The organism is Pelomonas sp. Root405 (assembly GCF_001425165.1).
GTDB lineage: Bacteria > Pseudomonadota > Gammaproteobacteria > Burkholderiales > Burkholderiaceae_C > Pelomonas.
In genome coordinates this window covers 71,182-95,442 of record NZ_LMDU01000003.1, presented here as the reverse complement: position 1 = coordinate 95,442, position 24,261 = coordinate 71,182, and the positions used below count along the sequence as shown (strand labels likewise).

At 68.5% G+C, this 24,261-nt stretch carries 20 protein-coding genes; 18 read left to right on the top strand and 2 right to left on the bottom strand.

The genetic code is table 11. From position 1 onward, the window contains the following. Window positions 1–149 precede the first annotated feature (149 nt). Both ASC81_RS07925 and ASC81_RS07920 read right to left on the bottom strand, forming a co-directional pair. A complete protein-coding gene (locus ASC81_RS07925) occupies window positions 150–674 on the bottom strand; it encodes a hypothetical protein (RefSeq protein ID WP_056264943.1) in 525 nt (174 codons plus the stop codon). 153 nt (window positions 675–827) lie between these two features. Next, window positions 828–2,603 (bottom strand): serine/threonine-protein kinase, encoded by a 1,776-nt coding sequence (locus ASC81_RS07920; RefSeq protein ID WP_056264940.1) that lies wholly within the window; start codon window positions 2,601–2,603, stop codon window positions 828–830. A gap of 195 nt (window positions 2,604–2,798) precedes the next feature. Here ASC81_RS07920 and tssA point away from each other — a divergent pair, with 195 nt between their 5' ends. The 18 genes from tssA (at window position 2,799) to tagH (ending at window position 24,254) form a co-directional block, all read left to right on the top strand. Further along, the gene (tssA, locus tag ASC81_RS07915) at window positions 2,799–3,899 is read left to right on the top strand and encodes a type VI secretion system protein TssA (RefSeq protein WP_056264937.1); all 1,101 of its coding nucleotides are present in this window, start codon (window positions 2,799–2,801) and stop codon (window positions 3,897–3,899) included. An 86-nt stretch (window positions 3,900–3,985) separates the two neighbouring features. Further along, the gene (gene tssB, locus ASC81_RS07910) at window positions 3,986–4,480 is read left to right on the top strand and encodes a type VI secretion system contractile sheath small subunit (protein WP_056264935.1); all 495 of its coding nucleotides are present in this window, start codon (window positions 3,986–3,988) and stop codon (window positions 4,478–4,480) included. 33 nt (window positions 4,481–4,513) lie between these two features. Continuing rightward, window positions 4,514–6,007, top strand: coding sequence for a type VI secretion system contractile sheath large subunit (tssC, locus tag ASC81_RS07905; RefSeq protein ID WP_056264931.1), 1,494 nt, complete (start codon window positions 4,514–4,516; stop codon window positions 6,005–6,007). 98 nt (window positions 6,008–6,105) lie between these two features. Beyond that, entirely contained in the window at window positions 6,106–6,606 is a 501-nt protein-coding gene (locus ASC81_RS07900) for a type VI secretion system tube protein Hcp (protein WP_056264929.1), read from the top strand. Window positions 6,607–6,629: 23 nt separating this feature from the next. Continuing rightward, the gene (locus ASC81_RS07895) at window positions 6,630–7,178 is read left to right on the top strand and encodes a type VI secretion system tube protein Hcp (RefSeq protein ID WP_056264927.1); all 549 of its coding nucleotides are present in this window, start codon (window positions 6,630–6,632) and stop codon (window positions 7,176–7,178) included. Between the two features lie 10 nt (window positions 7,179–7,188). Then, window positions 7,189–8,040, top strand: a complete 852-nt coding sequence (locus tag ASC81_RS07890) for a type VI secretion system tube protein Hcp (protein ID WP_056264924.1) — start codon at window positions 7,189–7,191, stop codon at window positions 8,038–8,040. Window positions 8,041–8,200: 160 nt separating this feature from the next. Further along, window positions 8,201–8,764 carry a zinc ribbon domain-containing protein gene (locus ASC81_RS07885; RefSeq protein ID WP_056264921.1) on the top strand — a complete coding sequence of 188 codons (564 nt, stop codon included), beginning with the start codon at window positions 8,201–8,203 and terminating at the stop codon, window positions 8,762–8,764. After that, window positions 8,754–9,581: a type VI secretion system accessory protein TagJ gene (locus ASC81_RS07880; RefSeq protein WP_056264920.1), complete on the top strand. Its 828-nt coding sequence runs from the start codon at window positions 8,754–8,756 to the stop codon at window positions 9,579–9,581. Before ASC81_RS07885 ends, ASC81_RS07880 begins: the two co-directional genes overlap by 11 nt. Beyond that, window positions 9,581–10,114 (top strand): type VI secretion system baseplate subunit TssE, encoded by a 534-nt coding sequence (gene tssE, locus ASC81_RS07875; protein ID WP_056264918.1) that lies wholly within the window; start codon window positions 9,581–9,583, stop codon window positions 10,112–10,114. The genes ASC81_RS07880 and tssE overlap by 1 nt, the downstream gene beginning before the upstream one ends. An 18-nt stretch (window positions 10,115–10,132) precedes the next feature. Further along, window positions 10,133–10,453, top strand: coding sequence for a hypothetical protein (locus ASC81_RS07870; protein WP_056264915.1), 321 nt, complete (start codon window positions 10,133–10,135; stop codon window positions 10,451–10,453). Window positions 10,454–10,521: 68 nt separating this feature from the next. Continuing rightward, window positions 10,522–12,387, top strand: coding sequence for a type VI secretion system baseplate subunit TssF (tssF, locus tag ASC81_RS07865; protein ID WP_056264912.1), 1,866 nt, complete (start codon window positions 10,522–10,524; stop codon window positions 12,385–12,387). Continuing rightward, window positions 12,384–13,442, top strand: coding sequence for a type VI secretion system baseplate subunit TssG (gene tssG / locus ASC81_RS07860; RefSeq protein WP_056264909.1), 1,059 nt, complete (start codon window positions 12,384–12,386; stop codon window positions 13,440–13,442). The genes tssF and tssG overlap by 4 nt, the downstream gene beginning before the upstream one ends. Window positions 13,443–13,711: 269 nt before the next feature. Next, window positions 13,712–16,399: a type VI secretion system ATPase TssH gene (gene tssH / locus ASC81_RS07855; RefSeq protein ID WP_056264906.1), complete on the top strand. Its 2,688-nt coding sequence runs from the start codon at window positions 13,712–13,714 to the stop codon at window positions 16,397–16,399. 17 nt (window positions 16,400–16,416) lie between these two features. Beyond that, window positions 16,417–18,690: a type VI secretion system Vgr family protein gene (locus ASC81_RS07850; RefSeq protein WP_056264903.1), complete on the top strand. Its 2,274-nt coding sequence runs from the start codon at window positions 16,417–16,419 to the stop codon at window positions 18,688–18,690. Between the two features lie 56 nt (window positions 18,691–18,746). Continuing rightward, complete coding sequence (locus tag ASC81_RS07845; RefSeq protein ID WP_056264900.1) at window positions 18,747–19,223, top strand: DUF4123 domain-containing protein; 477 nt, start codon at window positions 18,747–18,749, stop codon at window positions 19,221–19,223. A 666-nt stretch (window positions 19,224–19,889) separates the two neighbouring features. After that, on the top strand, window positions 19,890–21,650 hold the full coding sequence (locus ASC81_RS07840; protein ID WP_056264897.1) for a hypothetical protein: 1,761 nt from the start codon (window positions 19,890–19,892) through the stop codon (window positions 21,648–21,650). An 11-nt stretch (window positions 21,651–21,661) separates the two neighbouring features. Next, entirely contained in the window at window positions 21,662–22,468 is an 807-nt protein-coding gene (locus ASC81_RS07835) for a hypothetical protein (protein WP_156391888.1), read from the top strand. A 25-nt stretch (window positions 22,469–22,493) separates the two neighbouring features. Next, window positions 22,494–24,254 carry a type VI secretion system-associated FHA domain protein TagH gene (tagH, locus tag ASC81_RS07830; protein ID WP_056264889.1) on the top strand — a complete coding sequence of 587 codons (1,761 nt, stop codon included), beginning with the start codon at window positions 22,494–22,496 and terminating at the stop codon, window positions 24,252–24,254. Window positions 24,255–24,261 lie beyond the last annotated feature (7 nt).

Sequence of the window (24,261 nt, the reverse complement as noted above, 5' to 3'; positions counted from 1 at the left end):
CACGGGCTCCGCGCAGGTAGGACGGCCCCAATTGGCCGGCTTGTCTGAACAGACGCCATCGCGGTTCGCGCAGCGACAGCGCGGACGCGTCCTGCCCCGTATTCACGGGCATGGGTTAACCCGCGCCGGCGTGAACGATGTCACGACTTTCAGTGCAGGGCCTGCATCAGCAGCGTTTTCAGCCGCGCAGCCAGTACGTCGGCATCAGCGGGCAGAGACGCCTGGAAGTCCGCGTTGAGGAGCTGATCGAGGGCCTGGCGCCGCTCGACACCGAGGCTGGCCGGGTCCAGACCCAGCGTCTCGGCAACGCGCCTGAACCGCCAACCCAGCATGGCGGCCGAGAACTCGATCTGCATCAGCTGGGACTGGGCCTGTAGCAGGCTGAGCGCAGCCTCCGCACACGCCACCGCATGTTGCACCGTGCGCGCGGGCAGAAGGCGCCGGGGCTGCAGGCCAAGCCGCCATTCGCGCTCAGCGACGGCGCTGGCGGCCTCGCCGAATTGCTCACGCAGCGCCGCGACAAAAAGCCGGCCGATCTCGCTGGAAACCGGCGGGGCGGGCGTGTTGCCGCTGCACACCTGCAGCCGCCCGTCCGTCCAGCGCGCCCACAGCAGACGACCCGCGGAAGCGGCGCCTACGAAGGCGTCGATGCCGGGAGCGGGGGGCGCCGCCATCGGGGTGGCAGTCGGGGCTGGGGTCGGTTTCAGAACATCGTCCAGAGGTCAGCGAGTTGCCGTGCAGATCCTCGGGAATCGGTGATCTGCAGGCATTCCATAGGTAACGGCGGCATCGGCCGGGTTCCTGCGTGACCATCCAAGCGCGGAGTGCTACTTCAGGGCTTCGACGCTGAAGACAGCCGCACCGTAGTCGGCCGCGCAGTTGGCGTGGCCGCAGGCTGGCTGGCCGAGCAGCCAGTGGGATGCACCCGGTGCCGGCCCAGTGACCGGACCCTCGGCCGGCAGCGTCAGGAAGCCGTAGCTCGGGTCCTTGTCGGTGGCCCAGGGGGCGAAGCTGCGCGGCTCTGCGGTGACCAGCACGAAGAAATGCTCCAGCCCCGGCGGGTCGCCGGCCTTGAGCGGCCAGCTGGCGCCGGGCAGGCGCAGCGTTTCACCGGCACCGATGTGGTTGTTCTTGGCGCGGTCGTTGGGGTAGAGCTGCACCAGGCTGCCATCGGGGCCGGCCAGCAGCACATAGACATAGCCCTCGCGCGAGGCGCTGACGCTGAAGCGCAGGTCGTCCTGGTCGATGCGCAGGTGGGTGCGCTCGGCCTTGGCCTGCACGTCGAAGCCTTCGCTATGGCGGGCCACCATTTGGCGGAACTGCGCCGGCAGGTCGCGCGGTGCAGGGTCGGCCTGCGCTGGCGCCGGGTCTGGCGCCAGCGCGGCTGTCGAAACGGGCGTCGCTGCAACCACGGACGCCACAGGCGCTGGCGGCCGAGTCGCAAACCAGGCCGCGGCGCTGGCGACAGCCAGCCCGGCCAGCCCGAGGCCGATCAGCAGGGGCGCACGGCTGGCCGCCGGGCGGCCCGGGGCCGGGCTTGGTGCCGCAGCTGGCGCCTGGATCAAGGTCGCCATGTGGCCCGCCTTGGGTGTGTAGTGGCCCGTCAGTCCGAGCGCCTCGCGAAAGTCCGTCATCGACTGGATGCGCTGCTCCGGCAGCACCTTCAGCGCGCGGTCGACAGCCTGCAGGAGGCGATCGCTGTAGCGCCCTTGCGCCAGCTCGGTCAGCGGCTGATAGCTGTCCTTGACCATGCGCGCCACGCTGGGCGGCGGCGTGCGCCCGGTGATCGCGCAATAGATGACGGCGGCCAGCGCGTAGACGTCGGTCCACGGCCCCTGCTTCATGCTCGGCACCTCGGCGTACTGCTCGATGGGCGCATAGCCGGGCTTGAGGATGACCGTTAGCGCCTGCGTCATGTCACCGATGACGCGGCGCGCGGCGCCGAAGTCCAGCAGCAGCGGCCGGCCGCTGCCGGCCACCAGGATGATGTTGTCCGGCGCAATGTCGCGGTGGTAGCAGTGCTCGCCGTGCAGCACCAGCAGCGCCTCGGTCAAGGAGCCCAGCATCTCCATCAGCCAGGCTTCGCCGGGCGGCTCGCCCATCTCCTTCAGCGTGTCCTTCAGCGTCTTGCCTTCGATATAGGGCATGACCATGAAGGCGGTGCCGTTGGCCTCCCAGAAGCGGTAGACCTTGACGAGGGACGGGTGGTCGAACTGCGCCAGCAGCCGCGCCTCGTTGATGAAGCTTTTCAGGCCCGCCTCGAAGGTGTCGCGGTGGCGCTCCGAGCGCACACGCACCTGTGAGGCGTCACCCCGCAGCGCCAGCGCAGCGGGCATGTACTCCTTCAAGGCCACCGTGCGCTCCAGCGCGTGGTCGCGCGCCAGGTAGACGATGCCGAAGCCGCCTTCGCCCAACACACGGATGACCTCGAACTCGGCCTGCCGGCTGCCGACGGGAAGCGCATTGCCACCCTCCTCGCGTTCGACGCGCGCCAGCGACGCCTCGGCGGGAGCGGCGGCCGGGGCGGGCGTGCTCGGCCGGATGATGGTCGCGTCGCTGTCGTCGCTGCTCGGGTCCGGGGTGCTGGAGGCAAGAGGGTTCATCTTGATAGGTGGCGGCGGGCGCGGCTCACGCGCGCCCAACTGGCTGAGTGACGTCTTGCGCCATTCCGTTCCCGCCGCAGCGCGCCAGGCGCACGCCAGGGAACTAAGCGAGACCCCAGGTTACTCAACGCCCAAGCCCTCCCCTGAGCATTCATCGTCAGCCTGGGCCGGTCCCTCAGCGCCTTTCGGAACCCCATGGACACGACGCCCTTTGACGAGCCGCTCGACCCTGCGCTGTCGCTCAGCGACCCTGCGCTGGCGCCCTGGCTGGTGGGCATCGCCGAAGACGATGTCTGCGGCCCCGACCTGGAGTACGACAACGACTTCCTGGCCTTGACGCAGGCGGCTGCGGGCAAACCCGAAACCCAGTTCGCCGCCGCCGAGCCGCCGGACTGGCGCGCCGTGTTCAGCCAGGCCGAGACCCTCAACAACCGCAGCCGCGACCTGCGCATCGCCAACCTGTGGCTGCGCGCCCGACTGCGCCTGGAAGGCTTCGCCACGTTGGCGCCGGGCCTGCGCATGCTCGAGCAGCTGCTGCTGCGCTGGTGGGACGAACTCCACCCTCGCCCCGAGGACGGCGACGCCTTCGCCCGCGTCAATGTGCTGGGCGAGCTGTGCAGCCTCGAAGCGACGCTGGGCGACGTGCGTGCCAGCCTGGTGCTCAACGACCGCAGCATTGGCCAGATCAGCGTACGCGACATCGAGATCGCGATGGGCGACATGACGGCGCGTGACGACGAGTCCGTGCCCTCGCGCGGCCAGATCGAGAACATGCTGGCCGATGCCGTGGGCGACAACCCGCAGGTCAACACGCAGGCGACGGACGCCATCGCCGCGCTGGATGCGCTGGTTGAATGCCTGTCGACCCGCCTGGGCTACGGCGAGCAGCCCGATTTCTCGGCGCTGCGCAACATGCTCGACAGCGTCGCTGCGGTATCGCCCCGCCCGGTCAGCATCGATGCCGACTCGGACGACCTTGCCGGCATGCTCAGCGACCTGGGCATTGACGACAGCAACAGCGGCAGCGACGACGCTCCGGCGCCGGTGCGCCGTGGTCGCGGCGGCGGCGGTGGCGCGCTCGGCAGCATCGAAAGCCGTGCCGACGCAATGCGCGCCATCGACCTCGTCTGCGCCTACCTCGAAAAGAACGAACCCACCAACCCGGCCGCCGACCTGCTGCGCCGCGCGCAGCGCCTCATCGACCGCAATTTCCTGCAGCTGGTGCGCGAGTTCGCGCCCGAGGCCGTCGGTGAAGTCGCCCGCATGCTGGGCGTCGACCCTGAAACCCTGCAGTAGTCGCAATGGAAGCGCCGATGTCGTCTTCTATATCCAAGGCCCCGCGGCCTTCGACCTTTTGAACCCCGTTCGCCAGGAGCACTGATATGAGCAAGAGCAGCCAGAAATTCATCGCCCGAAACCGGGCACCGCGGGTGCAGATCGAGTACGACGTGGAGCTCTACGGCGCCGAGAAGAAGGTGCAGCTGCCCTTCGTCATGGGCGTGATGGCCGACCTGTCTGGCAAGCCCGAGGACCCGCTGCCGCCGGTGTCGGACCGCAAGTTCCTGGAAATCGATGTCGACAACTTCGACTCGCGCATGAAGTCCATGAAGCCACGCGTCGCCTTCAACGTCGAGAACACGCTGACGGGCGAAGGCAGCCTACCGGTGGATATCACCTTCGAGAGCATGGACGACTTCTCGCCCGCCGCCGTGGCGCGCAAGGTCGACGGCCTGAACAAGCTGCTCGAAGCGCGCCAGCAACTGTCCAACCTGATCACCTACATGGACGGCAAGAGCGGCGCCGGCGACCTGATCGCCAAGGTGCTGGCCGACCCGACGCTGCTCAAGACGCTGACCGACGCGCCCAAGTCCGAATAAGCGCAGCCCCAGAACCCGAACGGAGTTTCCAACATGACCCAAGCGGAACAGTCAGCATCGGCCCTGGCGGGCGTGACCTTCGAAGGCAACGACTTCGCGGCACTGCTGAACAAGGAATTCAAGCCCAAGACCGACGAAGCGCGCGGCGCCGTCGCGCAGGCCGTGCAGACGCTGGCCCAGCAGGCGCTGAGCAACACCACGCTGCTCAGCGACGACGCCGTCAAGACCATCGAATCGATGATCGCGGCCATCGACGCCAAGCTCACCGAGCAGGTCAACAAGATCATGCATCACGAGGATTTCCAGAAGCTGGAATCCGCCTGGCGTGGCCTGCACTACCTCGTCAACAACACCGAGACTGACGAGCAGCTGAAGATCCGCGTGATGAACGTCTCCAAGACCGACCTTGGCAAGACGCTCAAGCGCTACAAGGGCACGGCCTGGGACCAGTCCCCGCTGTTCAAGCGCCTGTATGAAGAGGAATACGGCCAGTTCGGCGGCGAGCCTTATGGCTGCCTGGTGGGCGACTATCACTTCGACCACACGCCGCCCGACGTCGAGTTGCTCGGCGAGCTCAGCAAGATTGCCGCCGCCGCGCACGCGCCCTTCGTCACCGGCGCCGCGCCCAGCGTCATGCAGATGGAGAGCTGGCAAGAACTCGCCAACCCGCGCGACCTGACCAAGATCTTCACCACGCCCGAGTACGCCGCCTGGCGCTCGCTGCGCGAGAGCGACGACGCGCGTTATCTAGCGCTGTGCATGCCGCGTTTCCTGTCGCGCCTGCCCTATGGCGCCAAGACCAGCCCGGTCGACGAGTTCGCCTTCGAGGAAGACACCGAGAGCGCCGACCACAGCAAGTACACCTGGTCCAACGCCGCGTATGCGATGGCGGTCAACATCAACAGCAGCTTCAAGCAGTACGGCTGGTGCTCGCGTATCCGTGGCATCGAGTCCGGCGGCGCGGTGACGGGCCTGCCCACGCACACCTTCCCGACCGACGACGGCGGCATGGACATGAAGTGCCCGACCGAGATCGCGATCTCGGACCGCCGCGAAGCCGAGCTGAGCAAGAACGGCTTCCTGTCGATGGTGCACCGCAAGAACAGCGACTTCGCGGCCTTCATCAGCGGCCAGTCGCTGCAGAAGCCCGCCGAGTACGACGACGCGGACGCGACCGCCAACGCCGCGCTCGCCGCCCGCCTGCCCTACTTGTTTGCCTGCAACCGCTTCGCCCACTACCTGAAGTGCATCGTGCGCGACAAGGTCGGTTCGTTCAAGTCGCGCGACGCGATGGAGGACTGGCTCAACAGCTGGATCCTGAACTACGTCGACGGCGACCCGATGAACTCGTCGGAAGAAACCAAGGCCAGCCGCCCGCTCGCCGCGGCGCAGGTCGAGGTCTCGGAAGTGGAAGGCGCACCTGGCTACTACCAGTCCAAGTTCTACCTCAAGCCGCACTACCAGCTCGAAGGCCTGACCGTGTCCTTGCGGCTCGTGTCCAAGCTGCCGTCCGAGAAGTCGGCCTGAACCAGAGACCGGAGAACTCGCCCGGCGCGGGAGCAGGGCGAGCCCTCCAACACCACCATCGAACCCGCGCAGTCTGAACCCCCACAGGAGATATCAACATGGCAGTCAATGCATTCCTCACCTTCTTCGACAAGGCCGATGGCGAGTCCATCCAGAAAGGCAAGGAGAAGTGGATCGAGATCCAGGGCTGGGACTGGGAAGTCGAGGCTGAGACCAGCTGGACCAAGGGCGGCGGCGCTTCCGTCGGCAAGCCCAACCCCGGCAAGATGAATTGGGAGCACTACTTCGATACCTCGTCGACGGTCATCATGGGCTACATCTGCACCGGCAAAGCCTTTCCCAAGGTCGAGCTGCAGATGATGAAGACCACGGGCAGCGCCACGCCCGAGACCTATTTCACGATGACGATGGAAGGCTGCTTCATCACCAAGGTGCAGATGAACGGCACCGAGGAAGGCAACGTCCAGCAGAAGGTCGAGATGGTCTTCAAGACCGTCAAGATCGAATACAAGCCGCAGGACAACAAGACCGGCAAGCTCGGCGCGCCCAAGACCTACAACTGGGACATCCCGGCCGGCACCGCGTCCCCGTCGGCTTGATCTTCTGAAGCGGCCCCGGCGACATGAGTCGTTCCAACATCTTCATGCAACTCATCACCGGCGCCGGCCCGGTGGTGGGCGAAGGCCTGCTCGAAGGTTGGGAAGGCTCGGTCGAGGTGCTGGAGTTCAGTTGGGGCATGCACGCCCTGAAGGACCCCAAGGGCAAGGCCGGCGGCCTGGCCGGCATGGCCAACGCCGCAGCGGCCATGGCGGGGCTGGGTAAGCCGGTGACGATCAAGATGGAGCCGCTGGTGTTCCTGAAGCGATTCGACGTGGGCTCCTCGCAGCTGCATTTCTGCGTGGACAACCACCTGCCCGTGCTCAGCGCCACCATCACGGTGCTGCACATCAAGCAGCAGGGGCGTGCCATCCACCAACCCGGCTTCGTGGTGGCCTGCACTCAGGGCTATTTTGAAAGTTGCGTGCTCGACGTGCGGGATGACGGCAACTCCAAGGAGTTGATCGAGACCTACACGCTGAACTTCAAGAACATCAAGATGACCTACCTGAAGACGCTCGGCAAGGACAACCTGCCGACGGCGCCCTTCCTTCACCCCGTCTCATTGATTTGAAGAGCTTGCCATGGCCAACGGCGGTGCCGACATCTTCATGATCCTGCTGCGACCGAGCCGCGTGCCGGTCACCGGCGAGGCCGTGTCCCATCTCTTCCAGGGCCAGGTCCTGATCGAGTCCTTGCGCTGGAATCTCCACAACGAGAGCGAGCGCAAGAACGCCGAGGGTCGTGACGACGCCTACAACAAGCGCAAGTACCTGGTGGGCCAAAGCGGCAGCATCGATGTGCGCGCCCGGCATGCCTGGGAAGACTCGGAGCGTGAGCTTCGCCGCGCCGGCAAGGCCCTGCAGAAGGCACAGCGCGACGCGACCGACGATGACGCCCGCGACGAGATCTACGCCGATTACCTGAAGCAGACCGACGCCATCCGCGCCACCCACAAGGAAACCTTCAACGAGATCCTGGGCAACGAACGTGCTCGCACGAAAGACGAGCTGCGCTATTCGCAACGCCAGTCCGAAGTCGACGAAGCCGAGCGCAACCGCAATTTCGAGATCACCTTCACCAAGCGCGTCGACATCGCGAGCACGCAGATGCTGAACTCGATGAAGGCGGGCGACGTGTTCCCCTCGGGCACGCTGACCATCCACAAGCGCTCTTCCACCGTGATGGACGGCACTTCGCTGGTCTTCACCATCCAGAAGATCCGACTGCTGGACTATCAGCTGCAGGTCGCCGTGACCGACACGATGACCGAGATGATGGAAGAGTGGACCTGCGAGTTCGGCGCACTGGCCTATGTCTACAAGAACCCGCCATCGCACTACTCGCACGGCAACGCCGGCCAGGCGGCGGCCAAGACCGCGTCGCAGGGCACGATGCGCGCCTTCACGATGAAGAACATCGGCTCGCCCGTATGAAGGTGCCCCTCGCCCAATCTGGCCGCGCTGAACGCCGGCCAGCCTGGTCGGTCCCCCGAGGGGACGGCGATGCTCGCGGCATTGAGCCACGAGCACCTCGCCAGACGGGCCGGCTTGGGAGCCGGCCCGGCGCTCGGCCCAAAGACGCTGGACCACTGATATGGCCCTCACCAACTACCGCGACATCAGCACGTCGATGAGCGACGTGTCCGCCGGCTTCCAGTTCGAGTTCTTCTGCGAGAAGTGCGGCGAGAGCTCGCGCTCGGCGTTCAAGCCCTATCGCAAGGGCCAGATCACCGGCTGGCTGAGCCGCTTCGCCTTCATGTTCCACGACCTGAGCAAGGCCAGCCGCGCGACCGGCGCGTTCGCCGAAGCCGGCGGCAGCGGCGCCAAGGGCGACGCGCTGGCCGAGGCGATGGCTGCCGCCGCGCCGCTGTACGAGCGCTGCACCGGTTGCCGCAAATGGACCGGCCGCGAATGCTGGAACAGCAGCAGCGGCACCTGCAAGGACTGCGCGGGCAAATCTAGCGCGGGCTCGGCCGCCTATGGCGCCTCGTCGAGCACCGCCACGGCCTGCCCCAACTGCCAGACAGCCAGCGAAGGCGGACGCTTCTGCCACGAATGCGGCTTCGACATGGCCAGCACCCACAAGAGCTGCCCGGCCTGCGGCGTCACCCTCTCGCGGCAAGCCCGCTTCTGTACCGATTGCGGCCATGGCTTCTGATCTGACACCCCAACAAGCCGCTGAAGAATCGCTTCGCGCCGGTGACCCCCGCGCGGCCCTCGCCAAGCTGACCGAGGCAGTGCGCGCCAAGCCGGCCGACGCGAAGCTGCGCACCTTCCTGTCGCAGCTGCTCAGCGTGCTCGGCCAGTGGGAGCGCGCGCACACGCAACTCAACGTCGTCGCAGACCTGGACAAGCTCGCCATCCCGATGCGCGAGACCGTTGGCCACGCTATCCGCTGCGAGCTGCTGCGCGCCGAGGTGTTCGCCGGCAAGCGCACGCCCGTCGTCTTTGGCCAGCCCGAGGCCTGGGTGGCGCAGCTGATCGAGTCCCTGCGTCAGCAGGGTGAAGGCAACGTGCAGCTTGCCGCTGACCTGGCTGCCAAGGCCTTCGATGCCGCGCCCGCCAACGCCGGCAGCCTCGACGGTCAGCGCTTCGAATGGCTGGCCGACGCCGACTCGCGCCTGGGCCCGGTGCTGGAGGTCTGCCTGAACGGCCACTACACCTGGGTGCCGTTCAAGCATCTGTCCAAGGTCCACTTCGACGCGCCCGAGGATCTGCGCGATTGCGTTTGGACGCCAGCGCAACTGAGCTTCACCAACGGCGGCAACAGCGTCGCCCTGGTGCCCACGCGCTACCCCGGCTCCGAGAAGAGCGACGACGGCCTGATCAATCTGGCGCGCAAGACCGAATGGCAGCCGCTGCCCGGCGAGGAGCGCTACGCGGGCCTCGGCCAGCGCGTGCTGACCAGCGACATCGGCGACCACGACCTGATGGCCATCCGCGACATCACCTTCGATGTGACCGAGGCGAGCTGATGGCCGGCCTGGGCGCCCAGGACCGGCTGCAGCCCTCGCTGCTGGACCGGCTTACCGACAACAACCCCGGCAGCAAGGTCGAGGCACTCGACGCCCGCGTGCTCAACCGCCGCCAGCTGCGCGAGGCCGTGCTGCGCGACCTGTCCTGGCTGTTCAACGCCGTCTGCGAGGAGCCCGACCCCAACCACGGCGACCCCGAACGCGCCGCGCTCTGGCAAAGCCTCGCCTACGCGCGCGACTCGGTGCTGAACTTCGGCATCCTGCCGCTGACCGGCCAGTCCTTCACGGTGCACAACTTCCCCATCATCGAAGCCCAGGTGCGCCAGTCCATCATCCGCTTCGAACCGCGCCTGGACCCGGCCAGCGTCGAGGTGCGCATCCTCAACGACATGAGCACCGGCCTTCGCCCCACCAGCCTGCGCCTGACCATCAAGGGCCAGATGTGGAACCAGCCCGTGCCGCTGGAGCTGCTGCTCAATGCCGATGTCGATGTCGATACCGGCCAGGCCGCCGTGCGCGACATGCGCGCTTGAGGCACGACAGGAGCTCTCATGCAGCGCAAAGTGCTCGGTGGCACCGTCCAGCCCAAGGACGGCAAGCTCAAGGACGGCAACCCCAGGGACGACCGCGACCGCGAGATCAAGCCGCTACCGCTGGACGTCGACTCCATCGAGTTCAAGGTGCCCGAGGGGGCGCCCGACACGCCGGTGCGCTCCGAAGGCGTCATGCTGACCTCGTCCGCGCCCAACACCGGGCCCTACAAGAAGGACGACCTGCTCACCTATCTGCTGCCCAGGTTCAAGGTCAAGTGGACCCTGAAGGTCGTCGACGAGGTCGGGCCCGTCAAGTACAAGGTCAAGCGCACGGCTTGAGTGGAACCAACCGGTGCTGACACGCCACTCAACACGGGGTGCATGGCGCCCGACAACGTGCCCCGCCCATGGACCCACGACTCCTCCGCTACTACAACCAGGAACTGCGCTACCTCCGCGAGATGGGGGGTGAATTCGCGCGCGAGTTCCCCAAGATCGCGGGCCGCCTGGGCATGGAAGGCCTGGAGGTGGCCGACCCCTACGTGGAGCGCCTGCTCGAAGGCGCCGCCTTCCTGGCCGCGCGTGTGCAGCTCAAGCAGGACGCCGAGTTCCCGCAGCTCGCGCAGCGCCTGCTCGACATGGTCAGCCCCAACCTGGCCGCGCCGCTGCCGTCGATGCTGGTCGCGCAGCTGCAGCCAGCCAACGACCCCAACCTGATCGCCGGCTTCACGTTGCCGCGTGGCAGCGCCCTGCTCGGCCCGCGCACCGCGCTCGGCCCGACGCGCTGCGAGTTCCGCACCGCCCAGCCGGTCACGCTGACGCCGATCAAGGTCGCCGGCGTCGAGTACTTCCTCAGCGCCACCGACATCCCACTGAGCGCCCTGCCGCTGCGCGAGCGCCCCAAGAGCGGCGTGCGCGTGCGCCTGGAGCTGCCCGCGGGCATGCGCTTCGCCCAGCTGCCGCTGGACAGCCTGCGCTTCTTCATGGGCGGGTTGCAAGACGTGGCGCTGAAGCTGCACGAGCTGGCCACCTGCCGCTGCGTCGGCGTGCTGGCCGGGCCGGGCGGCAAGGACGCCCAACGCAGCTTTCTCGGCCCCGAAAGCGTGCGCGCCGTCGGCCTGCACGATGACGAGGCCATGCTGCCGGTCACGCTGCGCGGCCTGTCCGGCACGCGGCTGATGCAGGAGTACTTCGCATTCCCGCAGCGCTTCCTCTTCATCGACGTCGATGGCCTGGCGCCCGCCTTCGCGCGCACGGCTGGCAACGCCTTCGAGCTGGTGTTGCTGTTCGACCGCTACGAGGCCTCGCTGGAGGGCGGCGGCGAGCCGGCCAACTTCGCGCTGAATTGCGTGCCGGCCATCAACCTGTTCGAGCGCCGCGCCGAGCGCATCGCGGTGGACGACAGCAGCACCGCCTTCCAGGTCATTCCGGATCGCCTCGCCGGCAACGACTTCGAGGTCTTCGACGTCGCCTCGGTCACCGGCTACTCCAACGACAGCGACGAGCTGAAGTTCCTGCCGCTGTTCGACGTGCCGCACGCCGACCCGGCGGGCGCGGCCGGCTTCTTCAGCGCGCTGCGTGAACCCCGCCTCACCAGCGAGCGCGGCAAGCGCGAAGGACCGCGCTCGGCCTATGTGGCGTCGGAAGTCTTCTTGTCGCTGGTCGACCTACAGCGCGCGCCCTATCGCAGCGAGTTGCGCCAGCTTGGCGCCCAGGTGCGCTGCACCAACCGCGACCTTCCGCTGTTCATGCCGTCCGGCAGTGGCGATGGGGGCCTGACGCTGGAAAGCCGCGCGCCGGTGCAGAGCGTAGGCATCGTCGCCGGCCCGTCGCGGCCGGTCAGCGCAATGCGAGAGGGGCCGCTCGCCTGGCGGCTGCTGTCGCTGCTGTCGCTGAACTACCTGTCCCTCGTCAACGAAGACCCGGACCGCGGTGCGCTGGCCTTGCGCGAACTGATCGCCCTGTTCGCGCAGAGCAACGACGCCGGCATGCTGCGCCAGGTGGAGGGCCTGCGCGCGGTCAGCGCCAGCCCGGTCGTGCGCCGCCACCCGGCCCCGGGCCCCATCGCCTTCGGCCGCGGGCTGGAGGTGCGCGTCGAGGTGGACGAGCTGTCCTTCGAGGGCGGCAGCGCCACGCTGCTGGGCGCCGTGCTGCACCACTACTTCAGCCGACATGTGTCGATGAACAGCTTCGTGCAGACACAGCTGGTATCGCGCACGCGGGGCGAGCTCAAGCGCTGGGCGCCTCTGAGCGGCGCCCGAGCATTGCTATGAGCGAAGGCGAAAAGGTCTTCGACGCGCTGCGGGCGCGGCCGGGCCGCTTCGACCTCTTCCAGGCCCTGCGCCGCATCGAGGCCGCCCACCCGAACAAGCCGCGCCTGGGCGACGCGCTGCGCCCGGGCGATGAGCCGCTGCGCTTCAGCGGCGAGGCGGCGCTGAACTTCGCGCCCACGCCCATCACGCGTCTGGAGCCCAATGCCTTCGGGCCGCCGCGCCTGGTGCAGCGCGTCATCGGCCTGTTCGGCCCCAACGGCGCCCTGCCCACCCACCTGACCGAGTACGCGCGCGAGCGCCAGATGCACCATGGCGACCGCAGCTTCGGCGCCTTCGTGGACATGCTGCTGCACCGCTTCGGCCTGCTGTTCTACCGTGCCTGGGCGCGCGCCAACCCGGTCGTCAGCATGGACCGCGGCCAGGAGGCGCCCATCGTGCGCCACGTCGGCGCCCTCGTCGGCCTGGCCGAGCCTTCGCGGCGCGAACGCGACGCCTTAGGCGACTTCCCCAAGCTCTTCTTCGCCGGGCGCTTGGCGCGCTCGGCCCGCGATGCCGACGGCCTGCAATCCTGGATCGCGCTGCGCTTCGGCGTGCCAGTGCAGGTACAGCAGTTCTGTGGCCACTGGATGGCGCTCGACCCCGACGAGCGCACCCGCATCGGCCGCTACAGCGGGCCTGGCGTCGCCCTGGGCCGCGGCGCCATGCTGGGCCGCCAGGTCTGGGACGTGCAGCACAAGTTCCGCATCGTCATCGGCCCGGTGAAGTGGCCCGACTTCGAGGCCTTCCTGCCACAGGGCCAGCGGCTTAAAGCACTGCAGGCGATGGTGCGGCAGTTCGTCGGCCTCGAATTTGCGTGGGATGTCCAACTGCGCCTGCAACCGGCCGAGGTGCCGGCCTGGGGTTTGGGGCGCCAGCGGGCCATCGGGCAACTGGGGCGCAGCGCCTGGTTGAACACACAGCTTCCACGAGCGCGCGCCGACCAGCTCATCATGAATGTCGAGAGCATTTGCAGGGCGCCGCTGAAGGCTTCGTTGGCGCCGGCGCATTTGGATTAGGTAGGGCGCCGGGACGGGGCACGCAATTACTCCGTGTCCCCCGCATCCCGGCTCATCCACCAGAGGGTTCTCGCGGCGTCAACCCAAAGCGGCGCTAAGCAGGAGGCCGGGTGGGCCTGATGCGAAGGTAAAGGAGGAGGGCCGCGCAGCGGCCCGGGGGACACGAAGCATCAGGTCCACCCGCTCTCCTGCGCCCAACCGCATTCATCGCGGCTCTTCCCTGGAACCGAACGGCGCCCCCGGTCACTTAGCACCGAGGAGATCTCCAAATGACCGATATCAGCCGCCAAGCCTTGTTTGGCAAGCTCAACCCGCTGGCCTACAAGTCCATCGAGGGCGCCACCGTCTTCTGCAAGCTCCGGGGCAACCCGTATGTGGAACTGGTGCACTGGCTCACGCAGCTGCTGGAGAACAACGAGTCCGACGTCAGCGCCATCGTGCGTCACTACGGGCTGGACGCCGCCGCGTTGGCGCGTGACGTGACGACGGCGCTGGACCGGCTGCCGCGCGGCTCCACCGCCATCAGCGACTTCTCCGAGCACATCACCCACGCCATCCAGCAGGGTTGGGTCTACGCGACGCTGATGTACGGCGATGCGCAGGTGCGTTCGGGCCACCTGCTGCTGGCGCTTCTGTCCACACGTACGCTGCGCGACGCGTTGGTCGGCATCTCGCGCCAGTTCGAGAAGATCAAGGCCGACGACTTGGGCGACAAGCTGCAAAGCCTGGTCGGCAAGACCGGCGAAGCGGGCCTGGGCGCCACCGATGGCAGTGCGTTGAACGGCGCCCAGCCCGGCCAGGCCGAAGGCGCGATGGCGCCGGCCGCGATGGGCCGCCAGGAGGCGTTGAAGAAGTTCACCGTCGACCTGACCGAGAAGGCGCGCAAGGGCGAGATCGACCCTGTCACGGGCCGCGACGACGAGATCCGCCAGATCGTCGACATCCTGATGCGCCGCCGCCAGAACAACCCGCTGCTGACCGGCGAGGCCGGTGTCGGCAAGACAGCCGTGGTGGAAGGCTTCGCGCTGCGCCTGGCGCGCGGCGACGTGCCGCCGCCCATGCAGGGCGTGACGCTGCTGACGCTGGACATCGGCCTGCTGCAGGCGGGTGCCTCCATGAAGGGCGAATTCGAGCAGCGCCTGCGCCAGGTCATCGACGAGGTGCAGGGCAGCCCCACGCCCATCATCCTGTTCATCGACGAGATCCACACGCTGGTGGGCGCTGGCGGCGCGGCCGGCACGGGTGATGCGGCCAACCTGCTCAAGCCTGCTCTGGCGCGCGGCAACCTGCGCACGGTGGGCGCCACCACCTGGGCCGAGTACAAGAAGTACATCGAGAAGGACCCGGCGCTGACCCGCCGCTTCCAGACCGTGCAGGTCGAAGAGCCCGACGAGAAGAAGGCCATCCTGATGCTGCGCGGCGTGGCCACGGTGCTGGAGAAGCACCACAAGGTCCAGCTGCTCGACGAGGCCATCGAGGCGGCGGTCAAGCTGTCGCACCGCTACATCCCCGCCCGCCAGTTGCCGGACAAGGCCGTGAGCCTGCTCGACACCGCGTGCGCACGTGTGGCCGTCAGCCAGCATGCGATGCCGGCCGAGGTCGAAGACTGCAAGCGCCGCATCGAATCGCTGGAAATAGAGCAGGGCATCATTGGCCGCGAGGCCCAGGTGGGCGTGCATATCGGCGACCGCGGCGTGTCCGTGGAAGAGAAGCTGGCCAACGAGCGGGCGCGGCTTGCCACGCTGGAGGTGCGCTGGACTCAGGAGAAGAATGTCGTCGCGAAGATCCTCGACCTGCGCGCCAAGCTGCGCGGCCCTATCGACGGTGAAAGCCAGCCGGTCGACGAAGCGGCCTCGGCGCAACCCGACCGTGATGCGCTGCTTGCCGAGATGCACGCCGCCCAGGCGCAACTGGCTGAGCTGCAAGGCGATGCGCCGCTGATCCTTCCCTCGGTCGACGCCCAGGCCGTGGCCAGCGTCGTCGCCGACTGGACCGGCATCCCCGTCGGCCGCATGGTCAAGAACGAGCTGGAAGCCGTGCTGCGCCTGGGCGCCACGCTGGGCCAGCGCGTCATCGGTCAGCAGCACGGGCTGGACATGATCGCGCGGCGCATCCAGACCTCGCGCGCCAAGCTCGACAACCCGAACAAGCCCATCGGCGTGTTCATGCTGTGCGGCACCTCGGGCGTGGGCAAGACCGAGACCGCGCTGGCGCTGGCCGAGTCGCTGTACGGCGGCGAGCAGAACGTCATCACCATCAACATGAGCGAGTACCAGGAGTCGCACACCGTCTCCACGCTCAAGGGCGCGCCTCCCGGCTACGTGGGCTATGGCGAGGGCGGCGTGCTGACCGAGGCGGTGCGCCGCCGTCCCTACAGCGTCGTGCTGCTGGACGAGGTCGAGAAGGCCCACCCCGACGTGCATGAACTCTTCTTCCAGGTCTTCGACAAGGGCTGGATGGAGGACGGCGAGGGCCGCATGATCGACTTCAAGAACACCATCATCCTGCTGACCAGCAATGTGGGTTCCGAGCTCATCATGAACATGTGCCGGGACCCGGAGCTGCTGCCCGACCCCGAGTCGCTGGCCACGGCGATGACCGAGCCGCTGCAGAAGGTCTTCCCGCCCGCGCTGCTGGGCCGCATCGTCACCATCCCGTACTACCCGCTCAGCGACGAGATGCTGGCCCGCATCGTGCGCCTGCAGCTGGGCCGCATCGTCAAGCGAGTGGCAGAGAACCACCGCATCCCGTTCGAGTACAGCGATGAGGCGGTGGAGCTGATCGTCAAGCGCTGCAACAACGCCGAGAGCGGCGGCCGCATCATCGACGCCATCCTGACCAACACCGTGCTGCCCAAGGTCTCCATCGAGTACCTGTCGCGCACGGCGTCCGGCCAGCCGCTGCAGCGGGTCGCTCTCGGCGTTGCCGACGGGGACTTCAGCTATGCCTTCGACTGACTTGACGGAGCGCTGATATGGCCAGTCATGTCATGTCGATCAACACAACGCTGGGAGCAGACAAGCTCCTGGTGTTGCGCATGGACGGCCAGGAGCAGCTCGGCCGCCTGCCGGAGTGGCGGGTCGAGCTGGTCGGCAACGTCAACCTGCTCGGCATGAAGGAGCACATCAACCTGCATGGCCTGCTGGGCACGCGGGCCAACGTCACCATCGACCTGCACGGCGTCAAGCGCGAGTTCAACGGCTATGTGACACGCGCCCAGCGCGGCGAGCGGCACGGCCGCTTCGAGGCCTTCAGCATCGTCATGCGGCCCTGGCTGTGGTTCGCCACGCGCAGCAAGAACTCGCGCGTGTTCCAGAACAAGAGCGTCAAGGACATCGTCACCGCGGTGCTGACGCCCTACAGCAGCGACTTCGCCTGGCGCCTGCTGCTGCCCTCGGTCTACCCGACGCTCGAATACTGCGTGCAGTACGACGAGAGCGACTTCGACTTCGTCAGCCGCCTGCTGGAAGAAGCCGGCATCTACTACTTCTTCGAGCACACCAGCACCACCCACACGATGGTGATGACCGACTCGATGGCCAAGCACCGCAGCAAGGCCAGCACCACCCCCATCGAATGGGCCAACCGCCTCAAGCACGAGCAGTGCATCATCGACTGGCGCAAGCAGGAGGAGGTGCGCGCCGTCAAGGCCACCGTGCGCGACCACGACTACCTGGCCACGGCGACGCAGATCGAGCAGGACAAATCGGCCCTGCCGCTGTCGGCCACCGCCAAGCTCGGCGATGGCGAGGTCTACGAGTACCCGGCGCGCGCCGTGCTCAACCAGAAGAAGCCCGAGTCCACGCCGGCCACCTCCGCGGCGACTCAGGTCGCCAAGGTCAGGCTGGAGGAGCTGCAGGCGCTGCAGACGGTCTACAGCGGTTCCACCAACTGCAATGACATCGCCGTCGGCACCACCTTCCTGCTGTCCAAGGCAGCGGCGCTGCTGGAGAACAGCAACTACCTCGTGGTCGGCATGGCCTTCCGTGCCGAGTTCGGCGACCACGAGGCCATCGAGGACATCAAGTCCATCAAGCGCCGCCGCGACGGCTTCACCGCCGACATCTCCTGCATCAGCATGAGCGGCAACCCCTTCCGCCCCGAGCGCCGCACACCGCGCCCGGTGATGTACGGGCCGCAGACGGCCACCGTCGTGGGCGCCTCGGGCAACGAGGTCGAAGTCGACAAGCACGGCCGCGTCAAGGTGCAGTTCCACTGGGACCGCGAAGGCACCAAGGACGCCAACAGCTCCTGCTTCGTGCGCGTGGCCCAGCCCTGGGCCGGCAAAGGCTCGGGCATGTGGATGATCCCGCGCATCGGCAACGAGGTGGTCGTCAGTTTCATCGGCGGTGACCCTGATCGGCCGATCGTCACGGGCTCGGTGCACAACGACGTCAACCTGCCCGCCTACGAGCTGCCCAAGCTCTCGCATGTCAGCGGCTGGCGCACCCATTCCACCAAGCAGGGCGCGGTCGACATGTACAGCGAGCTGCGCTTTGCCGACGAGAAGACCAAGGAATACGTCTGGCTGCAGTCGCAGCGCAACTTCTACCGCCACGTCAAGGAAGACGCCTTCGACTTCGTCGTCAAGAACGAGACCAAGAAGGTCAAGCTCACGCGCAAGGAAGTCATCGGCGAGAACTGGTATGTCAACGTCGGCAAGGACGTCATGCAGGACCTCGGCAAGGACCTGCACACCAAGGTCGCCGGCGACATCTTCACGACCGGCGCCGCCACCTACCAGCTCAAGCTGACCAAGGACTTCAACGCCAAGGTCGGCGCCGACCACGGCCTGGATGTGACGGGCAAGACGGACATCAAGTCGGGCGGCGCGGTCAGCATCAAGAGCGGCGCGGACATCAACCTCAAGGCCACCGGCAAGATCGCCCAGGAGGCCACCGGCAAGGTCTCGCTCAAGTCGGTCGCCGACATCGTCATGGAGGGCCTGGCCATCAAGGCCAAGGGCTCGACAGAGATCGTGCTGGAGGCCACGGCCGGCATCAAGATCGTCTGCGGCGCCTCCGTCATCACGCTGGGGCCGGCGGGCGTCACCATCGACGGGCCGCTGGTCAAGGTCAACTGCGGCGGCGGTGGTGGCTCGGCGGGCAGTGCGGAATCGGCCGCCGACGCTGCCCCGGTGGCGCCCGCGGACGCGCTGGACCAGGCCGACCTCAAGCCCGACCAGGCGACTGACTTCGACAAGCTGTTTGCCGACCCGATCGCCCCCGGCGGGGGAGGCGCGGCTTGACCGTGGCCCCAAGCCCGCGGGTCAGGGCGGCGCTCTGGCCGTTTGAGGGTGCGCGCGTGCATGCGGTCATCGACGGCGCCGTGGTGGCCGGCCTGCCCGACAAGCTGAAGACGGCCGATTGCGCCGGCTGGGACTGCCTGCAGCGCGGCGCCCTGGCCCCCGAGGCGGCCCAGCGCGCGGCCTACATCGTCGAGCTGCTGCCCGACGCCGCCTTCACCGGCTGGCTGCTCGGCGAGGTCAATGCCGGCTTCGACGGCTGGGGTGTGCTGACGACCTCGCGCCAGCCGCTGCTGGCCATGCGCGAGCACAGCCGCGACCTGGCCGAGGTGCGCACGCCGGAAGGCCGCCGCCGGCCCTGGCGCTGGTGGGACGCGGAGCTGCTCGACACCTTGCTGCCCTCGCTGACGCCACCACAGCTGGACGCGGTGTTCGCGCCCGGCCAGCAGATCGCCTGCCCGGGCAAGGTGCAGTGGGTGTGGTGGCAGCGGTTGGATGGGGTGATTGATCGGCAGGTGCGTGAGCTTCAGGGTTGATATGAGCCGCTTTCTTGATGGCTTCGGCGGAATTGGCTTCGTGGCTAGGCCCAGCCGGGATTTCGTCCCGGCGGCCGACTCACTTTCTTGTGCGCACAAGAAAGTAAGCAAAGAAAGCGCCCCGGCAAAACCGCCCCTGCGGGGTGCCCTGCGATGCTCGAAGACCGAGGCCCGGGCAGAACTCCCTTCGCTACGCTGCGGTCAAACAACTGCCCGGAGTCAGTTGTTGAAGCGTGCTGCGCACGCGCCTCGGTCTTCTGCGCTTCTCGGCGGTTTTGAAGGGGAGCCCCTTGAACAGCCGAAACAGCCAACAGCCAAACTCGAAAGCCGCTCGCACCGAGGTATTCCTCTTCCCCCCTTTAGCACCGCCGAGCAGCGCAAGACCTTGAGGGCGTGCGCGAAGCGCACTTCAAGTTCTGACGCCGCGCGACTGTCCGACCGCAGCGTAGCGAAGGGAGTTGCGCGCGGGCCCTCAAGGTCTGAGCAGCGCAGGGAACCCGAAGCGAAGCGGAGGGCGGTGCGGCCGGGGGCGACTTCTTTGCTTACTTTCTTGCTCGCACAAGAAAACCGAAGGTTTCGGCGAAGCCAAAGTGAGTCGCCCGCCGGGGCGAACTCCCGGCACGGCTCTCGCCACAGGGCAAGAGCAACGAGCGAAGCGCGCGCGCAATGCTGCAACTAACCCCCGCCCAATCCGAGCAAATCGAGCGCCTGCAACTCAAGCGCGACACCGCCTCGCTCGTGCAACTGCTCGGCCAGGCCTGGCCCGATGTCGCCGAGCAGTTGCAGGCCCGCTGGCCCGCCTTTGTCGATGCGGCGCTGGAGCGCGCCCACCAGCTCGGCCTGAAGGAGGTGGCCGACCAGGCGCGCTATGCCTCGCTGTGCTGCCTGTGGGGCGCCAGCTTCGAGACCAAGCCGCGCTTCGAATGGGCCGCCGCCCTCTGCGCCGATCCGGCGCTCAACCGCGCCTTGCTGCTGCACCAGCTCCACCACCGCTCACGCGAGGATCTCGTGCGCCGCGCGGCCAGGGCCGAGCCGACCCAGCAGGCACTGACACCGGCCGGCTTCGACAAGGCCATGGCGGCCGTCGAAACGGGGCTGGCGCACATCACGCGCGGCCGCACGATCTACGTCGACCAGCCCCCGGCCCCCCCGCCCAAGGCCTGCGACCTCGGCGCCATCACCTTCGCCGTCGCCGAGCCCAAACCGCTGCAGGCCTACCAGGGCCAGGACGGTGCCTGGCGTCGCACCGACCTGACGTCCTGGGCACCACCGCCCGAGACCCTGTCGGCACCGCTGGACGAAGCGCGCGTGCTGCCCGTGCTGAGCCGCGCCGTCGGCGCCGGCGCCAGCGCGCGCCTGCAGCTGGCCGTCAGCACGCTGGCCGCCTGCGACGCCCACCACCCGGAGGTGCTGCATGTCAGCGCTGCCGGCCGCCTGACCTGGCGCGGCGCCGACACCGCCAAGCTCAGTCTGACGCTTCATGCCCCACCTGCGCCGCCGGCCGACCCCAAGCTCGGCCCGGCCGGCATCGCACACGGCGAGCCGCCGGACCTGCAGACGGTCAGCATCGCCAGCTGCGGCATCCGCGATGCTGGCGCACCGCTCGGCCAGGTCCAGCTCGGCCTGCAGGTGCACGCAGCCACGCAGCATCTCGTGAAGGTCAGGCACGGCGCCCTGCCCACCGAGGTATGGCCCACCGAAGGCGCACCGGCCGCGCCCACCACAGCGCTCACGGCCTGCCAGCTGGAAGCCGATAGCCAGGCGCAAGCCGCGCCGTCCTGGCTCAAGGCCTGGCAGGGCCTGCAGCCGCTGGCCCGCACTGGCCTCGACAAACTCTTTGCCGCCTGGTCGCGCCAGATGGCCGACACCAGCGGCCGGCTGGAGGCCGAGCTGTCGCCGCTGGTCGGCCAGGCCGGCATCACCTGGGGCTGGCAGCACGAGCACGACGGCGCCGTCGCGCTGCGCGTGCAGGGCGCCATCGACTTCGCCGCCCTGGTACTGGATCTGCGCCTGGCCGGCGAGCTCGCCTGGGGCGCCAGCCGCGCCCGCGTCAGCTTGCGCGCCCAGGGCCGCAGCGTGTGGCGCATGACGTTGGACCAGCGCGGTGCCGCCGCGGCCGACGGGCAGGGGCTGGCGCAGGCCAAGTGCAGCTGGCGCCACCCGTTTGCGCTCGGCGTCGAGGCGATGGCCACCGGCGACCCAGCGCTGCTGTCGGCGGGCCCGATGCCCGAAGCCTTGCGCGGCGCCGTCATCGGTGAATGCGGCCTGCGCCCACGGCCTGATGGTCGTGGCCAGCAATGGTTCTACCGCCTGTCCATCGAGCCGGTGCACGTGCTGCTGCTGCGCCAGGACCCGCTTGGCGGCACGCAGCGCCAGCGCCGCGAGCTGTTGCCGGCTTCAACGCTCATCGACTGGAGTGCTGGCTGATGGACCGCCTGATGTGCCTCCACGCCCAGACCAGCGGCGAGCCCGTCGAGGTGCATGTCAACGGCGTGCCCGTGCTCGCCCTGCCGGCCGGGGCGGGCAGCCAGTCGGTCACTGTGCACGAGTACCTGCAGAACGGCAGCAACCGCATCAGCCTGGTCGTCGCGCCTTTGCCCGCCGCCCAGGCGATGGCCGCGCCCGATGCGCCGGCCCAGCCACGCATGGCCGCGCGTGCGGCCCAGGCCCGCGCGCGCCTGGTGCTGCTGCGCCAGGGCAAGAGCCTGGCCGACGAGGCCGTGCGCGTGCTGGCCGAAGTGAACTGGGCGGTCGAGGAAGGCGCCAGCTTCCTGGCGCCCACCGTGCAGCACCAGGACCTGGAGCTGCCCGTCGGCTTCCCGCGCTGGCGCTGGCTGGACGCCCCCGTGCTGAACCCCGGGCCGGCCGACCGCCAGACCCTGCTGGCCGCCGTGCAGCGCATCGCCTTCGACCTGTCGCGCGGCAACCCCGACAGCTTCCTGGCCGCCTCGCGCCTGAAGCTGGATGAAGTCGACCAGGCCTACCAGCGCCCCGCCGGGCACGGCACCGCGGCGCTGCGCGAGCAGGTGCAAGCGCTCTGGCAGGCCGGCACCCTCGCCACGCTGCAGCCGCCGACGGCCGAGACCCTGCTGCTGCGCGTCGTGGCCGGCGGCCGCCTGCTGGAATGCCTCAACCCCATGGGTGCCCCTGCACTCAGCACGCTGAACGACGACGCGGCGCCCGACAACGTCGCCTGGCCCTTGCGGCTGACCCTCATCGAAGGCAAGGTCTACATCCTCCGATAACGGTGGCCGCGAAGACACTCACACCATGATCCGCCTCAACGTCACCACCTACAACGGCCTGCCCCTGAGCGAGCCGCTGTCCGCCCAGTTCGACGAACTCGGCGGCGACATCGGCCGCGCCGACACCAACCAGCTGGTGCTGCCCGACCCCGAGCGCACCATCTCGCGCGTGCATGCCCGCGTGCTGTTCCGCGCCAACGGCGGCTTCGGCATCGTCGACCAGGGCAGCAACGCCATCAGCGTCAACGGCATCCAGCTCGGCAAGGGCCGCGAGGCGGCCATCAAGCCGGGCGACCGCATCCAGATCGGCGGCTATCTGCTGGTCGTCGAGGCGGCCAGCGCCAGTGGCGCCGCCGACCCCTTTGCCGACTTCTTCGGCCTGGCACCGGCCCCCTCGGTCACGCAGCCCGACATTCGCCGCGACATCGCGGCGGCCGATCCGCTGGGGCTGTTCGGGGGCCCGCCGCCGCAGGTCGCATCGCCCGTCGCGTCGCCCTATGCCTCAGCGCCACCGCCGCCCGCAGCGCTGGGCGGCATCCCGGCCGACTGGGACCCGTTCGCGCCGATTTCAGCGCCGGTGGCGGCCAGGCAGGCGGCCGCAGCGCCGCCCTCGGCTGGCGCCCGCGCCCTCGGCTTGGACATCGGTGCCGGTGCCCCCGCGCCGCTGATTCCCGACCTGCCCGGCACCGGCGGCGGCGGTGATTCGCTGGACATGCTCTTCGGCCTGGGCGCGCCCTCGCCGACCAGCAACCCGCTGGCCCAGTCCCTGCTCGGCGAGGCCACCGCCCAGCCCAACATGGCCGGCCATGCCGACCCGATGCAGGCGTTGAACATGCTGCCCGCCGCGGCCGGCCAGGCCCTGCCCGACACGATGTCCGAGCTGAACCGGCCCTTCCTGGCGCCGAAAGCGCCTGTGACCTCGCCGGCCCAGCAGCCCCGGCCGCCCGCTGCTTCGATGCAGGCGCTGAACAAGCTCGACCCCTCCGGAACGCTGTCCGGCGCCGTCGTGTCCTGGAACGACAGCGCCGGCGAGGGCCGCACGATCATCCGCGCGGGCAAGAAGGCCGACGCCGCATTGCCGGTGTCAACGCCGGTGCAGGTGGCACCCGCGCCGACGCTGCCACCGCCTCCGCCACCCGTCATGGCGCCGGTCACCGCGGCGGCGCCGACAACACCCGCCGTGCCGGCCGACCAGGCGGCCCTGCTCGCCGCCTTCCGCGAAGGCCTGGGGCTCCCCAACGTGCCGGCCAGCGGCCTGACGCCCGATTTCATGCGCCTGGTCGGCCAGTTGCTGCACGAGTCCGCGCGCGGCACGGTGGACCTGCTCGTCGCCCGCGCTGCGCTCAAACGCGAAGTCAGGGCCGAGGCCACCATGATCGTCGCGCGCGAGAACAACCCGCTGAAGTTCTCGCCCACGGCCGAGGTGGCGCTGGGCCATCTGCTGGGCCCGTCAGTGCGCGGCTTCATCGAGCCGCAGCGCGCCATGCGCGACGCCTTCGACGACCTGCGCGCCCACCAGCTCGCCTTCCTGGCCGGCATGCGCGCCGCGCTCGAAGGCCTGCTGCAGCGCTTCGACCCGGCGGCGCTGGAGTCGCGGCTGACGCAGAAGTCGGTGCTGTCCAGCCTGCTGCCGGCGGCGCGCAAGGCGCAGCTGTGGTCCGTCTTCCAACAGGAATACCAGCAGATCGCCGGCGAGCTGACGGACGACTTCCACCAGGTCTTCGGGCGCGAGTTCCTGCGCGCCTATGAAGCCCAGCTTGAAGCGCTAGAACAAGAACAACGATAGGAGCCCC

Excerpts from the sequence above, each read along its gene's own strand:
- tagH (WP_056264889.1), top strand. The coding sequence starts at position 22,494 with ATGATCCGCCTCAACGTCACCACCTACAACGGCCTGCCCCTGAGCGAG.
- ASC81_RS07890 (WP_056264924.1), top strand. The coding sequence starts at position 7,189 with ATGGCCAACGGCGGTGCCGACATCTTCATGATCCTGCTGCGACCGAGC.
- tssE (WP_056264918.1), top strand. The coding sequence starts at position 9,581 with ATGGCCGGCCTGGGCGCCCAGGACCGGCTGCAGCCCTCGCTGCTGGAC.
- ASC81_RS07850 (WP_056264903.1), top strand. The coding sequence starts at position 16,417 with ATGGCCAGTCATGTCATGTCGATCAACACAACGCTGGGAGCAGACAAG.
- tssB (WP_056264935.1), top strand. The coding sequence starts at position 3,986 with ATGAGCAAGAGCAGCCAGAAATTCATCGCCCGAAACCGGGCACCGCGG.
- ASC81_RS07925 (WP_056264943.1), bottom strand. The coding sequence starts at position 674 with ATGGCGGCGCCCCCCGCTCCCGGCATCGACGCCTTCGTAGGCGCCGCT.
- ASC81_RS07885 (WP_056264921.1), top strand. The coding sequence starts at position 8,201 with ATGGCCCTCACCAACTACCGCGACATCAGCACGTCGATGAGCGACGTG.
- ASC81_RS07880 (WP_056264920.1), top strand. The coding sequence starts at position 8,754 with ATGGCTTCTGATCTGACACCCCAACAAGCCGCTGAAGAATCGCTTCGC.
- tssH (WP_056264906.1), top strand. The coding sequence starts at position 13,712 with ATGACCGATATCAGCCGCCAAGCCTTGTTTGGCAAGCTCAACCCGCTG.
- ASC81_RS07835 (WP_156391888.1), top strand. The coding sequence starts at position 21,662 with ATGTGCCTCCACGCCCAGACCAGCGGCGAGCCCGTCGAGGTGCATGTC.
- tssA (WP_056264937.1), top strand. The coding sequence starts at position 2,799 with ATGGACACGACGCCCTTTGACGAGCCGCTCGACCCTGCGCTGTCGCTC.
- ASC81_RS07895 (WP_056264927.1), top strand. The coding sequence starts at position 6,630 with ATGAGTCGTTCCAACATCTTCATGCAACTCATCACCGGCGCCGGCCCG.
- ASC81_RS07920 (WP_056264940.1), bottom strand. The coding sequence starts at position 2,603 with ATGAACCCTCTTGCCTCCAGCACCCCGGACCCGAGCAGCGACGACAGC.
- tssF (WP_056264912.1), top strand. The coding sequence starts at position 10,522 with ATGGACCCACGACTCCTCCGCTACTACAACCAGGAACTGCGCTACCTC.
- tssC (WP_056264931.1), top strand. The coding sequence starts at position 4,514 with ATGACCCAAGCGGAACAGTCAGCATCGGCCCTGGCGGGCGTGACCTTC.
- ASC81_RS07870 (WP_056264915.1), top strand. The coding sequence starts at position 10,133 with ATGCAGCGCAAAGTGCTCGGTGGCACCGTCCAGCCCAAGGACGGCAAG.
- ASC81_RS07840 (WP_056264897.1), top strand. The coding sequence starts at position 19,890 with ATGCTGCAACTAACCCCCGCCCAATCCGAGCAAATCGAGCGCCTGCAA.
- tssG (WP_056264909.1), top strand. The coding sequence starts at position 12,384 with ATGAGCGAAGGCGAAAAGGTCTTCGACGCGCTGCGGGCGCGGCCGGGC.
- ASC81_RS07900 (WP_056264929.1), top strand. The coding sequence starts at position 6,106 with ATGGCAGTCAATGCATTCCTCACCTTCTTCGACAAGGCCGATGGCGAG.